This window comes from Sutterella sp. (genome assembly GCF_030539355.1).
Classification (GTDB): Bacteria; Pseudomonadota; Gammaproteobacteria; order Burkholderiales; family Burkholderiaceae_F; genus Sutterella.
This window is the reverse complement of sequence record NZ_JAUNSF010000019.1, coordinates 1-15,467: the sequence shown is the minus strand read 5'-3', so window position 1 is coordinate 15,467 and position 15,467 is coordinate 1. Positions and strand designations below refer to the sequence as shown.

The 15,467-nt window shown below is 66.8% G+C and carries 10 protein-coding genes; 5 read left to right on the top strand and 5 right to left on the bottom strand.

Annotated features, from left to right (window positions below):
- From larB to msbA (Q4F91_RS05040), 4 genes are all read right to left on the bottom strand, one after another.
- A partial coding sequence (gene larB / locus Q4F91_RS05055) for a nickel pincer cofactor biosynthesis protein LarB (protein ID WP_303335173.1) occupies positions 1-632 on the bottom strand: 632 nt, incomplete at its 3' end.
- Between the two features lie 51 nt (positions 633-683).
- A complete protein-coding gene (locus Q4F91_RS05050; protein WP_303335172.1) occupies positions 684-1,619 on the bottom strand; it encodes an AraC family transcriptional regulator in 936 nt (311 codons plus the stop codon).
- A 380-nt stretch (positions 1,620-1,999) separates the two neighbouring features.
- Positions 2,000-3,769, bottom strand: a complete 1,770-nt coding sequence (gene msbA / locus Q4F91_RS05045) for a lipid A export permease/ATP-binding protein MsbA (RefSeq protein ID WP_303335170.1) — start codon at positions 3,767-3,769, stop codon at positions 2,000-2,002.
- Between the two features lie 32 nt (positions 3,770-3,801).
- Entirely contained in the window at positions 3,802-5,574 is a 1,773-nt protein-coding gene (msbA, locus tag Q4F91_RS05040; protein WP_303335169.1) for a lipid A export permease/ATP-binding protein MsbA, read from the bottom strand.
- A gap of 337 nt (positions 5,575-5,911) precedes the next feature.
- On the opposite strand from msbA (Q4F91_RS05040), the gene rfbD reads away from it, so the two are divergent.
- The 3 genes from rfbD to rfbC all read left to right on the top strand — a co-directional run bounded on the left by rfbD (position 5,912) and on the right by rfbC (position 8,579).
- Entirely contained in the window at positions 5,912-6,820 is a 909-nt protein-coding gene (rfbD, locus tag Q4F91_RS05035) for a dTDP-4-dehydrorhamnose reductase (protein WP_303335168.1), read from the top strand.
- Between the two features lie 45 nt (positions 6,821-6,865).
- A complete protein-coding gene (gene rfbB, locus Q4F91_RS05030) occupies positions 6,866-7,948 on the top strand; it encodes a dTDP-glucose 4,6-dehydratase (RefSeq protein ID WP_303335167.1) in 1,083 nt (360 codons plus the stop codon).
- Positions 7,949-8,036: 88 nt separating this feature from the next.
- A complete protein-coding gene (gene rfbC / locus Q4F91_RS05025; RefSeq protein ID WP_303335166.1) occupies positions 8,037-8,579 on the top strand; it encodes a dTDP-4-dehydrorhamnose 3,5-epimerase in 543 nt (180 codons plus the stop codon).
- A 79-nt stretch (positions 8,580-8,658) separates the two neighbouring features.
- Here rfbC and Q4F91_RS05020 read toward each other — a convergent pair whose 3' ends face one another.
- Positions 8,659-10,575, bottom strand: coding sequence for a class I SAM-dependent methyltransferase (locus Q4F91_RS05020; RefSeq protein ID WP_303335165.1), 1,917 nt, complete (start codon positions 10,573-10,575; stop codon positions 8,659-8,661).
- A 424-nt stretch (positions 10,576-10,999) separates the two neighbouring features.
- On the opposite strand from Q4F91_RS05020, the gene Q4F91_RS05015 reads away from it, so the two are divergent.
- Both Q4F91_RS05015 and Q4F91_RS05010 read left to right on the top strand, forming a co-directional pair.
- Complete coding sequence (locus Q4F91_RS05015; protein WP_303335164.1) at positions 11,000-13,051, top strand: FAD-dependent oxidoreductase; 2,052 nt, start codon at positions 11,000-11,002, stop codon at positions 13,049-13,051.
- A 12-nt stretch (positions 13,052-13,063) separates the two neighbouring features.
- Positions 13,064-14,956, top strand: coding sequence for a [FeFe] hydrogenase, group A (locus Q4F91_RS05010; protein ID WP_303335163.1), 1,893 nt, complete (start codon positions 13,064-13,066; stop codon positions 14,954-14,956).
- Positions 14,957-15,467: the final 511 nt, after the last annotated feature.

Genomic DNA, 15,467 nt, shown 5'->3' with positions numbered 1-15,467 from the left:
GCGGCGGCGCAGGCCGCGCCGTAGCCGTTGTCGATGTTCATCACGCCCACGCCCGGGGCGCAGGAGGCGAGCATGCTGCGCAGAGCCGTCTCCCCGCCCGTGGCGATGCCGTAGCCCACGGAGGTCGGCACGGCAAAGAGGGGCTTCATCGTGAGGCCGCCCACGACGGAGGCGAGCGCGGCGTCGAGCCCCGCGGCGAGGATCACCACGTCGCAGGCGTTGATGTCCGTGATCGCCGCCTCGATGCGCCAGAGGCCGGCGACGCCGCAGTCCTCGAAGAGCCTCGGCGTGTAGCCGAGGTAGGTGAGGGTGCGGGCGGCCTCGTGCAGGACGGAGGCGTCGGCGTTGCCGGCGGAGACGAGCGCGCAGGTGCCGGGGCGCGGCCCGCGGCAGGCGTTCCAGGCCGTGCGGGAGACCGGGTCGAAGTCATAGCGGGCGGCGGTTTCGGGGGAGAGCCGCGCGAAGACCTCGGGCTCGAGGCGCGTGAAGAGGATCGCGGGCGCGTCGTCCGCGGCGAAGCGCTCGAAGAGTCCCTCCAGGACGGGGAAGGGCTTTCCGGCGCAGAAGACGGCCTCGGGGAGCCCGATGCGGCGCTCGCGCTCAAGGTCAAAACGAACGGTGGATTCGATCATGTCCGTCAAAAAATCGGGGTGGTGGTCAGGAGCGTAATTCTGCGCCTTTCGTCAGGCGGCCTGGTCGGGGCAGCTTTCAGCGCACGGCAGCGACGCGAAAGCGAGGCGCCTGCGGCGGATGTCGCGAAGAGGCGACTCGCCGAACTGGCGCTTGTATTCGCGCACGAACTGCGTCGAGCTTTCGTACCCCACGGCGTAGGCGGCCTCGGCCACCTGTCCGCCCGTGTCGAGCATCAGGCGCTGCGCCTCGAAGAGCCGAAGCTGCTTCTGGAACTGCAGCGGCGTCATGCCGGTGACGAGCTTGAACTGACGGTGGAAGTTCGAGGTCGACATGTTGTGCATGCGGGCGAGTTCCTCGATCGTGAAGGATGAGCGGAAGTTCTTCTTGAGCCAGCTCACCGCGCGGATGATGGCGCCCGCGGGTGCTGCGTCGCGCAGGAGCGGCATCAGGCTCGCCCCGGTCGGGCCCGTGAGGAGCAGGTAGTGGATGTCGCGGATCACGAGCGGCGCGCGGACGGGGATCTGCTCCGGGTTCGCAAGGAGCTTGAGCAGTCGCTCGAAGTCCTCGAGCAGGTCGTCATTGGCGTGAAAGACCGTCACCGCCTCGGGCGCGGCCGCCTCGCCCGCCGGCATCGGCAGGCCCTCGGCGAGCTCCATCAGCAGCGACCGGTCAAGAATGAGCGCAAAGGAGAGAAAGGGGTTCTCCTTCGAGACGCCGAGCGCCCGGTAGACGTTCGGCACCGAGGCGCCGCAGAGCAGGCTCTCGCCCGTGTGATAGACGATCTCGCGCGCGCCCATCGAGACGGACTTCTCGCCCGAGAGAATGAGCGAGCAGGCGAGGTCGCCCGTCGAGCACGAGAGCGGCATCTCCTGCTCGTAGCGGTAGGTGTGGAAGCCCGGTATGGCGGTGTCGCCGGTTCCGTGCGGCACGTCAAGCGCACGGAACATCTCAAGCATCTGAGCGAGCCGCCTGTTGTCTTCGGCCATGGCAGTCCTCCCCGTTGGCAAAGAGAGAAAAAGGATGGATCCGGGGCGGGAAAGTTCTCCCGCCGGAAACGGTGATGAACAGAATTTTAGGCAGGAATAGGCAGTTTGTGCTGCTGCTTTCACTCAATATTCCGCTGAAAATTCAGCGTCGATCCGCGGAATGTCAGTTTTCTCAGGGACATCGCTCTTCGGGAATGGGTTGATTCAAGAGAAATGGGCACGGATCCCGGAGAAATCGACAAACGGGCAGGAATGGCCGGTTCTCCGGTGCCTGTCCGGAGTCTCTTCGGAGCCTCGGAAAGAAAACGGACGGCCTCCCCGCAGGGATGACCGTCCGTCAGTGGTCTGAGGTGAGCGTGAACTTCAGCCCGTCAGTTGCCTCATGCCTCCGAGCCGCTGCTGATACTCTGCAGACGCCAGAGGTTCGCGTAGGCACCGTCCTTGGCGAGGAGCTCGGCGGGCGTGCCCGACTCGATGATCTCGCCCTTCGAGAGCACGACGATGCGGTCGGCGTTGTCGATGGTCGAGAGGCGGTGCGCCACGATGAGGGTGGTGCGGCCGGCCATCAGGCGCTCGAGCGCCTCCTTGATGAGGTGCTCGCTCTCGCTGTCGAGTGCGCTCGTCGCCTCGTCGAGGATGAGGATCGGCGCATTCTTGAGGAGCGCCCTGGCGATCGAGACGCGCTGCTTCTGGCCGCCCGAGAGGAGGCTGCCCGCCTCGCCCACGCGCGTGTTGAGTCCCTCGGGGAGGCTGCTGATGAAGTCCTTGAGCGCCGAGGCCTCGACGGCCGCCTCAATCTCGGCGTCCGTGGCATCGGGGCAGCCGTAGATGATGTTCTCGCGGATCGTCGCGTCAAAGAGGATCACGTCCTGCGAGACGACGGCGATCTGGTCGCGCAGGCTCGCGAGCGTGTACTCGCGCACGTCGCGGCCGTCAACCGTGACCTCGCCGCCGGTGGCTTCCCAGAAGCGCGGCACGAGGTTCACCATCGTGGACTTGCCTGAGCCCGAGAGGCCGACGAGCGCGACGTGCTCGCCCGGACGCACCGTGAGGCTGACGCCCTTCAGGGCCTCCTCCTCGGTGTCGGGATAGCGCACGTGCACGTCACGGTACTCGATCTCGCCGCGGGCGCGCTCGAGCTTCACCGTGCCCTTGTCCTCCTCGACGGGGGTGTCGAGCATCGAGAAGACGCTCTGCGCGGCGACGCTGATGCTCGCGAAGGTGGCGTTCAGGCCGGCGAGGTGCTGGATCGGGGGCATCAGGAGCAGCATCGCCGAGAGGAACGTGATGAACTCGCCGATCGTGAGATTGCCCTGCTGGGCCTGGAAGAGCGCGAAGGCGACGACGACAGCGACGCCGCTCATCGAGATCACCTGGGTCACGGGGGTGCCGAGGCCCTGCATCTTCAGCATGTTGACGGCCGTGCGGTGAATCGACTCGTTGATCGGACGGAAGCGCTCCATCTCGAAGTCATAGGTGCCGTTCACCTTGACGAGGCGCTCGGCCTCGTAGGACTCCTGGACGCGGGAGAGAACCTGGGCGATCGCCTCCTGGCTCTGGCGGACGATGCGGCGCGTGCGGCGGCTGATCGTGCGGAGGATGTAGCCGCCCAAGGGCCCCACGACGCAGGCGACGATCGTGAGCATCCAGTTCTGGTAGAGCAGAACCGAGAAGAGGGCGATCACCTGCATCGAGTCGCGCACGAGGATGATGGCAGCCGAGACGGCGCCGCCGAGCGCAATGTTCGACTCGTTGACGAACTTCGAGCACACGAGGCCCGTCGTGTTCTTCTGATGCGTCGCGTTCGTCCAGTGGAGCACGTTTTGGAAGAGCTCCATGCGCAGGTTCACGAGCATCGACTGGCTCACCTTGGTGAGGATGTAGGTGCTCATGACGGTCGAGACCGCGTAGAGAAGCGTGACGCCGAGCAGCGCCGCCGGAGCGGCGAAGATCACCCAGGCCTCCTCCTTGTAGAAGCCGAGGTCGGTGAGCTTGCCGAGCAGCGTCGCCGTGAGCGACGACATGCTCGCCGCGCCGATCATCCAGAAGCAGGCGAGCAGGAGTTTTCCGCGGAAGGGCTTCGCGTAGCCGGCGAGGCGCCTCAGCGGCGGATCGATCCCTTCGAGGAGCTGTTTGAAGATATTGGACACTTGCGGGATTCCCAACTTTGAATTCGGTGGCGTCAGGCGACGGCTTCGGAGCCCTTGAGGCCCTGCAGACGGCAGAGGCGGGCGTACTGGCCGTCCGCGGCGAGGAGCTCGGCATGCGTGCCCGTCTCCTGGATCGTGCCGTTCTGCATCACGACGATGAGGCTCGCCTTCTCGACGGTCGAGAGGCGGTGCGCGACGATGAACGTGGTGCGGTCCTTCATCAGGTGCTCGAGCGCGACCTTGATGCGCGCCTCGCTCTCGGCGTCAAGCGCGCTCGTCGCCTCGTCGAGGATGAGGATGGGGGTGTTCCTGAGCAGGGCGCGCGCGATCGAGATGCGCTGCTTCTGGCCGCCCGAGAGGCGTCCGCCCGCCTCGCCCACCGGGGTGTCGAGGCCCTGCGGGAGCGACTCGATGAATTCGGTGAGCGCGGCGGCCTTCACGGCTTCCATGATCTCCTCGTCGGTCGCGCCCGGTGTGCCGTAGGAGATGTTGCCGCGGATCGTGTCGTCAAAGAGGATCACGTCCTGCGAGACGATGGCGATCTGCCGGCGCAGGCTCTCGAGCGTGAGCTCGTCGATCGGGACGCCGTCGAGCAGGATGCGGCCGGAGGTCGGGTTCCAGAAGCGCGGGATCATGTTGACGAGCGAGGTCTTGCCCGAGCCGGAGGTGCCCACGAGCGCGACGCTCATGCCGGGCTCGACCGTGAGCGAGAAGTTGCTCACGGCGTCCTTGTTCGTGCCGGGGTAGCGCAGGGTGACGTTCTCGAAGGTCACCTCTCCGCGGGCGCGGTCGATCGTCTGCGTTCCGTTGTCGGTCTCGTGCGGTTCGTCGAGCGTCGCGAAGATGCTGCCCGCGGCGACGGCCATGCCGACGAAGGTGGCGTTGAGGCTCGAGAGGCGGCGCAGCGGCGGCAGGATGAGCAGCATCGCGGTGAGGAACGTGACGAACTCGCCGAGGGTGAGCAGACCCGCCTGGGCCTGAATGAGGGCGACCGTGAGCACGACGGCGACGCCGGCCATGCCGATCAGCTGCGTGGCGGGGTTGCCGATCGAGCCGATCTTCGTCATCCGCAGCGCAAGGTTGCGCACGACGTCGTTGATTTCCCTGAAGCGGCTGATCTCGAAGTCGTACGCGTTCGAGATCTTGATCACCGAGTGCGCCTCGTAGCTTTCCTTGACGCGGGCAAGGAGCGTCGCGATGTTCTGCTGGGCGCTCGCCATGATGCCCTTGAGGCGCTTCGAGATGTAGCGCAGCAGATAGATGATGGCCGGCGCGATGAGGAGCGTCACGAGGGTGAGCGTGATGTCATGCCAGACGAGGACGCAGGTGAGGGAGACGACCTGGATCGAGTCACGGATGAGAATGACCGATGACTTGGCGGCCGATGAGAGCGCGACGTTGGCTTCGTTGACGAACTTCGAGGCGACGAGGCCCGTGGAGTTGTTCGTGTACGCGGTGGCGGGCCAGCGGAGGATGTTCTCGAAGAGCTGTTCGCGCAGTTTGAGGAGCAGCGCCTGGCTTGCCTTGCCGAGCAGGAAGTTGCTCATGAACATGCTCCCGCCGTGGAGCATGGCGATGAAGATGAGCCCGATGGGGGCGGCGATCACGATCCAGGGCGCCTGTTCATAGAAGCCGAGGTCCGTGAGCTTGCCGAGCGTCATGGCGACGAGAGACGACGAGGCGGCTGCAGTCATCATGAAGAAGATCGCGCCGCCGATGAGGTGCTTGTAGGCGGGGAGGTAGCCGGCGAGCCGGCGCAGGTTCGGATCGACCTTTTCGTACTGTTTGAGCAGGAACTTTTTCATCGGACGGAAGGTGTGCGTTTCGGGCGGCCGGTCAGGCGGAGACGATTCTCACCGGGACGGGCGGCCGTCCGCATTGTCGCACAGCCGCAGGCTCCGCTGAACCCCGGGTTTGTCCAATGGCTGAACGGTCGGGCAGAGGCTTCGGAGCGTTTCTCTGCGCGCCTGCACAACGCGCTTCCCTGTGGTAGAGCGACTTCGCAATGTATAGTGCTGCGGCGCGGACCGTCCGCCCCTTGTCCTGATGACCCGGCGCGGGTGAATTCTTTTTGTGCAACATTGTGTTGTAGGGAGGAGCCGCGGCGCCTCCGCTCCATTCATTCCTTTGTCTCTTCGTCCCATGCAGAGTTCAGTCCAGACGTCCGAGTCCCGGGCCGCCCCTCCGAGGGTGCTCATCACGGGCGCCTCCGGTCTGCTCGGCCGGGCGCTGGTCGCCGGGCTCCGGCGCTCGGGCGGCTTCGAGGTCATTCCCGCGGATCATCGCCGCTGCGACGTCCGGGACGCGGCCGGTGTCGAGCGCCTCGTCGCGGACGCCGTGCCCGACGTGCTCGTCCACTGCGCGGCGATGACCGCGGTCGACCGGTGCGAGACGGAGAGGGAGCTTGCCTTCTCGGTGAACGCCGCCGGCACGGAGAACGTGGCCCGCGCCTGCGCCGCGCATGGCGTGAGGCTCGTCTTCCTCTCGACCGACTATGTGTTCGACGGCGCCCTCGGGCGTCCGTACACCGAGGACGACCCGGCCACGGGAGGCGCGACCGTCTACGGACAGAGCAAGTTCGCGGGCGAACGGGCGGTTCGCGCCTGCTGCCCGGACCACGTGATCATCCGCACGGCCTGGCTCTACGGGCCGGGCGGCCCGGACTTCGTCCACACGGTGAGGCGCCTTGCGCTCGCCGGGGCGGGGCCTCTCGCCATCGTGAACGACCAGCGGGGCTGCCCCACGGGCACGGCGGAGCTCTGCCGCGCGATCGCGGCGGTTCTGCGCCGGCCCGAGATCAGGGGGACCCTTCATGTCGCCGGGGAGGGCGGGACCACGTGGTTTGAGTTCGCGCGCGAGATCATCGACCGCCTCGGCATCGAGAGAGAAGTGCTCCCCATCACCACGGCGGAGCTCGGCCGCCCCGCGCCCCGTCCCGCGGATTCGAGGCTTGACTGCGGGCGGCTCGGCAGACTCGGCCTCCCGCCGATGCTTCGCCGGCAGGATGCGCTCGAGGCATTCCTGCGGGAGGAGTGGCCGCGCGGCGGCTAAAATCGCGGATCTCCCACAGAAATTCAACCGGAATCTTCCTTCAACATGTCCAGAACGCTCCTCGTCACGGGCGGCGCGGGCTTCATCGGCAGCGCCTGGGTGCTCTCGCGCCTCGCCGCCGGTGACCGGATCATCAACCTCGACCTCCTCACCTACTCGGGCAACCCGGAGAACCTCGCCGAGGCCGCCGGGAACCCCGCCCATGTCTTTGTGAAGGGAGACATCGGGGACGAGGGGCTCGTGAAGGCGCTTCTCGAGACCCACCGGCCGGACGCGGTGGTCAATTTCGCCGCGGAGACGCACGTCGACCGCTCGATTCTCGACCCGGACCGGTTCGTGCGCACGAACGTGCTCGGCACCTCGGTGCTGCTGAGGACCGTGCGGGACTGGTGGCTCACGCTCCCGGAAGAAAGACGCGCGGCGTTCCGGTTCCTCCACATCTCGACCGACGAGGTCTACGGCTCGCTCGGGCCCTCGGACGCCCCCTTCACCGAGTCGACGCCCCTGCGACCGAACTCGCCCTACGCGGCCTCGAAGGCCGCGGCCGACCACTTTGTGCGCGCCTGGCACGAGACCTACGGGCTCCCGGTGCTGATCACAAGGTGCTCGAACAACTACGGGCCGCGGCAATTTCCCGAGAAACTCATCCCGCTCATGATCCTTTCGGCGCTCGAAGGGAAGCCCCTCCCGGTCTACGGCACGGGCGGGAACATCCGCGACTGGCTCCACGTGGAGGACCACTGCGAGGCGCTCGCGCTCGTGCTCGAGCGCGGACAGCCGGGCGGCACCTGGAACATCGGCGGGGGATCCGGAAGAACGAACATGGAGGCGGTCGGCGCCGTCTGCTCGCTCCTTGACGAACTCCGCCCGAGGGCGGACGGCCGCTCATATCTCGAACAGATCCGGCACGTCGAGGATCGCGCGGGGCACGACTTCCGCTACGCGACGGACTTCTCAAGGATCACCCGCGAGCTCGGCTGGCGGCCGCGCCGCCGCTTCGAGGAGGGCCTCGCCGAGACGGTGCGCTGGTACCTCGGTCACCCGCAGTGGGTGAGACGCGTCGTGACGGGCGAGTACCGCGCCTGGCTCGAGCTCAACTACGCGGGCCGGGCGGACGCGGCGCCCTGATGTGAGCTTGAGGCGGGCGGATGTTTGCGCTAGGCTTGATTTCTGCCCGGAGCGCACTGCGCCGCTTCTGAAATAAAGGAACGAAAAAATGGAATTTGAAAAGACCCCGATCGACGGCGTCCTGCTCGTGAAGCCGAAGGTGTTCGGCGACGAGCGCGGCTTCTTCGTGGAGACCTGGCGCGAGGAGCGCTACCGTGAGATCGGCATTGACCTGCCCTTCGTGCAGGACAACCACTCGATGTCGAAGAAGGGCACGCTCCGTGGTCTGCACTTCCAGAAGGCGCATCCGCAGGGCAAGCTCGTGATGGTGTCATTGGGCGAGGTCTTTGACGTCGCGGTCGACATCCGTCCGGAGTCGCCCACCTTCGGCAAGTGGTTCGGCGCGGTGCTCACCGCGAAGAACCAGCACCAGCTCTGGATTCCGCCCGGACTCGCGCACGGCTTCCTCGTGCTCTCCGACATCGCGCACTTCCACTACAAGTGCACCGACATCTATTACCCCGAGGACCAGGGCGGCATCCGCTGGAACGACGAGACGCTCGCCATCGACTGGCCGCTCGCCGAGGGCATGGAGGTGCTCGCCTCCGAGAAGGACGTGAAGGCTCCTTCCTTCAAGGAACTCTTCGGCTGATTTCCGGCCGGGACAAGCCTCAGGGGCGCTGAGAGTGCATCACGCACCGGCGCCCCTTGCTTTGTCCGCCATCCGGTGTTCAGATGACCGGATCCCACCTGCGGCAGGAGAACTGCCGCGCGGTTTCGTCCGCGGCGCGGAGCACCGCATCCATGAGGGGCACCTCCCAGGAGCAGCTCGGCAGCGCCCTGCCGGTGAGCGCGCTCGCCGCCTGAGCGCGGAAGAGGGGGCGCAGGGACGACTCCTCGTAGAGGCGCCACGAGCGGATGATGCGGTCCTTCGAGCGGTCGAGGCAGAGGAGCGACGGGATGGCGTCTGATTTCGAGCCGTTCTGCCTCGAGTCGGCCGGCACGAGATTCCAGAGATCGTTCGAGTGCGTCCTCGCCCACGGGATCATGTGGTCGACGGCGAGGGTTTCCAGTGTGAGCGGCTTGTCCGACCAGACGCAGCGGAGACCGTTGTGAAGGAGCTCCGATTCGTAGATTCCTCTCGCCGCAGCCGTGTCGCGCGCCTCCTCGGCGGGGAGCATGCGGGAGATGATCTGTCCCTTCGAGAGGGGCTCTTCCTTTGATAGCGTTTTCGCGGGGAAGTCCGCGCTCCGGGCGGCCCAGCGCAGGATCACGGCGTCCGCGAGCCAGGGCGCGCAGCTGTTGAGCTCCCGCCAGAGCTCGGAGGGCATCATGAGTTCGCCCGAGACCGCCTCGAGGATGGCCGGGGTGAAGGGCTCGGAGCCGTCCGCGGCCGGCCAGCGCACGCCTGCGCGGGCGACCGAGAAGAGCCGGTGGGCGGAGAGTCCCGGCGCGGTGTCGCCGAGAGAATTGCCGCTGTAATGGATGGGGCCCTTGATGAGCGTCTCGTGCACCTTGCGCGCGAGCGCGATGAAGGCCGCGCGCCGTGCGCCGGCGAGGACGCCCGCGTAGAAGTCGCTTCTCGCGCTCACCCAGTCGGCGACGTAGAGGCGCATGAGGGTGGTGAGCTCGGTCTCGAACGCCAGTCTTCTGCCGCCGCCGATCTGGGGCGGAAGCGGAGCGTTCGTGAGCACCGTGTCGCGGAAGATCTGCCAGTAGTAGGCGATCGTGCGCTCGATCACGAGGGAGAAGGGAATCGCGATCTGGTGCGGGATCTCGGCCGAGCCTGCCGAACCGGCGGAAAGCTTCTCCGAGGCCCGCGACCGGAAGGCCGCCATCTCGGAGGCGGGCAGGTAGCGGACGCGCCCGGGCGAGGCGCAGTTCACGTCGGCCAGAGCGCGCAGCAGCGCGAACTTGTAGGTCGAGGTCTTCGAGTCATTCTCGATGACGCCCTGGATGTTCGCACGGGCGCGCTCCCGGCCGGCGCTTCTCACGAAGACGATCGTCACCCAGGTGGATTCAGATCCCGCGGGGCCGCCCCGGTTCTCCTCCCTCGTCGCGGCAGCGAAGCCGAAGCGGTCGAAGAGGTCGATGTAGTGCTCGGGCGGATAGTTCGAGTACCAGCGGCCGTCCTCCCCGGGATGGTCGACCGGGACGCTCACGATCACCGTGCCGCGCTCGCCCGCGGCGAAGCAGATCTCGCGCACCGCTGCGTAGAGCTCGTCGGCGGGAAGGTGCTCGAGCACGCCGCAGGCGAGGACCGCGTCAGCCGGGGCGTCGAGGCCGAGGCGCCCGAGCATCTCCTCCGCGCCGGTGAACCCGGCGGGGAGCCTGAGCCCGGCGAAGCGCAGGTGGGCGAGGGCCTTGCCCGGCAGCGCGGCGGCAATGCGCCTCGCCTCGGCGAGGATCTCGGGCGAGCCGTCGGTCGCGAGCACGTCGACGCCGCGGAGGGCGAGCGCGCGGGCGTCGCGTCCGGAGCCGCAGCCCACCTCAAGGAGCCGCGCCCCGGCGGGGACCCATTTCTCGAGCGTTCGCTCAATCGAGGCGGGGCTCAGCGACTCCCACCGGCGCACGAAGCCGGCGGCGTTCTCCGCATAGGCGCAGAGCGTTGTTTCGGCGCGGCATTGTGTGTAGTCGGAGTCGGTCATTGGTGGGAGGGCGGATGAGGCGGAGGGATTGTCTGAGGCTTATCGGAGCTCTTCGTGCATTCATTTTTCGGGAAAACCCGGGATCCCCTCAGTTTGCGGACCCTATCAGAGCTATGGCCTACATGATATCCCGTAAGGGTGTGGAGCAAAAACGCCTCAAATCGCCCGGCCGGGTGGCTAGAATCCCTTCAAACACAGACTCGGACGCGATTCCGCTCGAGGCGCGCAGCCCAGGCCCGGAAGGCCTCGGAAAGCCTGCCTGAACCGTTCCGGTCTGAAGAAGAACCCCACGAGATCCACTGCTGAAAGCCTTCGAAAACAATAAAGCCCCGAAGGCGGCCTGAACCGACGCTCCGACGATGTCCCGGAGGCGCGTCAGAAGTGTTCCGGCGGGGACTCGTACAGATACAGAGTAGAGAATCCCATGGAAGACACTTTCCTCTATGGCTTCTGGAACGGGCGCCGCTTTGACCGCCGCGCCAACCCCGAGAGCCAGCTTCCCGACGGTTTCCCGATGCAGGAAGCTGCGGAATTCAACCGCGGCAATCCGGTGACGAGCGTCATCGCGCCCCAGGGCTTCCTGATCTTCAAGGGCGCGGCGAGCCTTCCCCGCACGCTGCACGCCTACTATTCCAACGTCCGCCGTCTTTCCTGCGGCCGCTGCACGCCGTGCCGCATCGGATCGATCATGATCTGCGAGGCCCTCGAGCAGGCCATCAACGGCAAGGGCTCTGAAGTCGACTGGGCGCATGTGCGCAACCTCGCCCGTCAGATGCAGATCTCGAGCCTCTGCGGCATCGGCTACTCGACGGGCGCCGCGATGATCGGCGCCGTGGAGGGGTTCCTTGACATGCTGCAGACGACCGCCCCGGTGCCCGACGCCGGCACGGACGTGACGCTTGACGGCCGCTACGTGAGCGCCGCGACGGCGCCCTGCATCGAGGCGTGCCCGGCGAACATCAATGTGCCGCGCTACATCGACTACATCCGCGACGGCCAGCCCGACCTCGCCGAGGGCGTGCTTCTCGAGCGCTATCCGCTCGTCGGCACCTGCGGCCGCGTCTGCGTGCGCCCCTGCGAGAAGGCCTGCGCCCGCCGCTTCAATGACGCGCCGATCGCGATCAAGGACATGAAGCGCTATGCGGCCGACAAGACGGGCCTCCCGGTGGCGAAGCTCTTCGAGCCCTGCGCCGCCGAGGGCGAGGAGCCCAAGAAGCGCGTCGCCGTCGTCGGCGCTGGTCCCGCCGGCATCAACTGCGCCTATCACCTGCTGCAGCGCGGCCGTGACGTGGATGTCTACGACATGGAGCCCGAGGCGGGCGGCATGGCCCGCTGGGGCATCCCGTCCTACCGTCTGCCCCGCCAGGGTCTCGCCGCGGAGACCGACGTGGTCAAGTCGCTCGGCGGCCGGTTCTTCTTCGGCCAGAAGCTCGGACGTGACTTCGGCGTGAACGATCTCTTCGCGAAGGGCTACGACGCCGTGTTCCTCGGCATCGGCTGCGCCAACGGCCAGTACCTCGGTCTCCCCGAGGAGGATCAGGAGGCGGAGGGCTATCTCAAGGGCCTCGACTTCCTGCTTGAGGCCGAGCATGCCCAGCTCACGCCCGAGGGCCCGAAGGGGCTTGACGGCGACGTGGTCGTCATCGGCTGCGGCAACGTGGCCATGGACTGCTGCCGCGTCGCGCGCCGCCTGATGACGAAGGGCAAGGGACGCGTCGTCGTCGCCTACCGCCGCATCGAGGCCTCCGCGCCGGCCGATCCCGAGGAGATCAAGGCCGCCCGCGCCGAGGGCGTCGAGTTCGAGTTCCTCTGCGCGCCGAACCGCATCATCACGAAGGACGGCCAGGTGAAGGGCATCGAGCTCGTCCGCATGTACCAGACCGAGCCTGACGCCTCCGGCCGCCGCGCCGTGAAGCCCGTGCCGGGAAGCGAATTCTGCGTGCCCTGCCGCTACGTCATCGCCGCCATCGGTCAGAAGGTCGACACCTCGGTGATCCGTCCCGAGGACGGCGTCGCGCTCTCGAAGTGGGGCACGATCGAGACGAAGGCGGACTACACGACCTCCCGCCCGGGCGTCTTCGCCGGCGGCGACGGTGCCGTGGGCGCCAAGACCCTGATTCTCGCCATGTCGCACGGCGAGGGCGCCGCGAAGTCGATCGATGAATATCTGAAGAGCGGCGAGCCCGCGTTCTTCCCGAGGAAGCGCCTCGCGAAGATCATCAAAAACGCAAGGCTCCTTGACCAGTGCCGCCCGAAGCGTCCCCTCGCGGAGATGGAGCGCTTCGAGGTGAAGATGCTCGACCCGGTGCACCGCATCGAGAAGGGACCCTGGGAGGAAGTGGAGTTCGGCATGACCCATGAGGAGGCGTGGAAGGAATCGAAGCGCTGCATGCGCTGCTACCGCCTCATCGCCGTGACGGCACGTGACCCCGTGCCCGCCTCGGAAAAGACCACCGCTGAGACCCCCGCACTCTAAGGAGACCCCGAAATGGCATCCCTTCTTCACCAGACCGAACGAAAGGAATCGCTGCCGCGCGCGTTCATCAACGGCGTCTCCGTTGAGATCGAGCCCAACGACACCATCCTGAAGGCCGCGCGCCGCGCCGGCATCTTCATCCCCACGCTCTGCGAATTCGCGGCGCTCAACCACACCCCCGGCACCTGCCGCGTGTGCTTGGTCGAGGTCGAGAAGCTCGACGGAACGATCGACATCGTCACCTCGTGCGAGACCCGCATCGAGCCGGGCATGCGCATCCGCACCCGCACTCCCGAGGTCCGCCGCCGTCAGAAGCTCCAGATGGAGCTCCTCTTCGCCGACCACGACGAGAACTGCTCCTCGTGCTCGCGCCACGGCAACTGCGAGCTGCAGAAGTGCGCCCTCTGGGTGGGTCTCGACGGCTCGCACATCTCGGGCCGCCACTGCGCCCCGCGCGTCGAGGACATGAGCCAGAACGGCCTGCGCTTCGACGGCCGCAAGTGCATCCGGTGCCTCCGCTGCATCGAGGTCTGCCGTCAGGTCCAGGGCCCGCTCGTCTCCGCGCTCGTCCTCAAGGACACCGGCGCGGGCGCCCAGATCGGCTTCCGCGGCACGGACACGTGGGCGAAGTCCGACATCTGCATCCAGTGCGGCCAGTGCTCGCTCGTCTGCCCGACGGGCGCGCTCTCCGAGCGTGACGAGTGCTGCAAGGTCTTCGACATGTTCGACGACGACAGCCTCACGACGATCATTCAGTTCGCTCCCGCGGTGCGCGTCGCCGTCGCCGAGGCCTTCGCGCTCCCGGTCGGCACGAACGTCGAGGCGAAGATCGTCACGGCCCTGAAGCACATGGGCGCGGACTACGTGATGGACACCCGCTGGTCGGCTGACGTGACCATCCTCGAGGAAGGCACCGAGATGCTCACGCATTTCGAGGAGCAGAAGAAGGCGGGCACGCTCGACAAGCCCTTCACCTACTTCACCTCCTGCTGCCCGGGCTGGATCAACTACGTCGAGAAGATCGCGCCGGACATGATCCCGCACATCTCCTCGACCCGCTCGCCGCAGGCGATCTTCGCCGCGCTCGCCAAGACCTACATGGCGAAGAAGGCGGGCCTCGAGAAGAAGAACATCCGCGTGATCTCGATCATGCCCTGCACGGCCAAGAAGGACGAGGCCGCGAGGAAGCTGCTCGCCCGCGAGGACGGCAGCCGCGACACCGACGTGGTGCTCACGGTCCGCGAGCTGATCCGCCTCATCCGCCGCTCGGGTCTCAACCTCGCCGAGCTGCCGGACACGCCCTTTGACTCGCCGGAGATGTCCGTCTCCTCGGGCGGCGCGATGCTCTTCGCGACGACCGGCGGCGTGATGGAGGCCGCGATCCGCACGATGAACGCGATCAAGAACAACGATCCGAGGCCGCTGCCTCCGCTCGAGATGATCCGCGGTCCGCACGGCATCAAGGAGGCGACGGTGAAGCTCGGCGACCTGGGCGACATCCGCGTCGCGGTGGTCCACGAGTGCTCGAACGTCGCGCACGTGATCGACATGGTGAGAAACGGCACGGCGCCGTGGCACTTCGTCGAGGTGATGGCCTGCCCGAACGGATGCGTGGGCGGCGGCGGCACGCCGCGCGGCCACGATGTCTGGGGCCGCAACTCGCTCATCCGCCAGCAGTCGGTCTACAAGATCGACGCCGAGGCGCCGATCCACGCGTCGCACGAGAACCCCGAGGTGATCCGCCTCTATCAGGAGTTCCTCGGCGAGCCCTGCGGCCATCTCTCGCACGAGCTTCTGCACTGCACCTACGAGGACCGCAGCCGCAAGTCCGAGGTGAAGCCCGCGAGGAAGGTCTTCCGTCTCGAGCAGCTCCACGCGGAATCCGGCACGAACGACGGCATCTGATCACTCTGATCTGATGAACGCAAGGGCCCGGCAGGGCGCCAGGGATGAAATCCCGGGCGGTCTTCCGGGCCTTCCTTTGTCCCGATCCCGCGATCAGGTGCGGCTTAAGGCGAAGCGGGGCGCGGCACGGTAGAATTCGCCTGCGGAATACGAACAAGTCTCAGTACTGTTTAATGTGTTCCATCGCCTCCTGCTCTTGCGGAGGCAAGGAAAACAAGGTTTTGGCCCGGGAGCGGGACGGGACGGCGGCAGGATCGGGGGTCGATGCTGTCGCCGGCCTCGGCGGACGGAGGGGAAATCGTCCGTCCGAGGGTCGGGAGCAATCCCGATTCCTGAACGCGACCGGGCCAAATTTTTCTCCTTCACTCATGCAGCCGGCCGGACCGGGCCGGAAAAGCGCCTGCGCCCGGACTTTGTCCAAGTCCGGGCTTTTTTGCGGGCATCGCCCGGAAACGATCAAAAAACGGATATGAAGGTGAGCAGGTCCTTCACCCTCTATGATGAAAGCAGG

What these genes read in the sequence shown, in the direction of transcription:
- Q4F91_RS05050 (WP_303335172.1), bottom strand. Translation starts at nt 1,619, where the DNA reads ATGGCCGAAGACAACAGGCGGCTCGCTCAGATGCTTGAGATGTTCCGT.
- msbA (WP_303335169.1), bottom strand. Translation starts at nt 5,574, where the DNA reads ATGAAAAAGTTCCTGCTCAAACAGTACGAAAAGGTCGATCCGAACCTG.
- rfbD (WP_303335168.1), top strand. Translation starts at nt 5,912, where the DNA reads ATGCAGAGTTCAGTCCAGACGTCCGAGTCCCGGGCCGCCCCTCCGAGG.
- rfbB (WP_303335167.1), top strand. Translation starts at nt 6,866, where the DNA reads ATGTCCAGAACGCTCCTCGTCACGGGCGGCGCGGGCTTCATCGGCAGC.
- rfbC (WP_303335166.1), top strand. Translation starts at nt 8,037, where the DNA reads ATGGAATTTGAAAAGACCCCGATCGACGGCGTCCTGCTCGTGAAGCCG.
- Q4F91_RS05020 (WP_303335165.1), bottom strand. Translation starts at nt 10,575, where the DNA reads ATGACCGACTCCGACTACACACAATGCCGCGCCGAAACAACGCTCTGC.
- Q4F91_RS05015 (WP_303335164.1), top strand. Translation starts at nt 11,000, where the DNA reads ATGGAAGACACTTTCCTCTATGGCTTCTGGAACGGGCGCCGCTTTGAC.
- Q4F91_RS05010 (WP_303335163.1), top strand. Translation starts at nt 13,064, where the DNA reads ATGGCATCCCTTCTTCACCAGACCGAACGAAAGGAATCGCTGCCGCGC.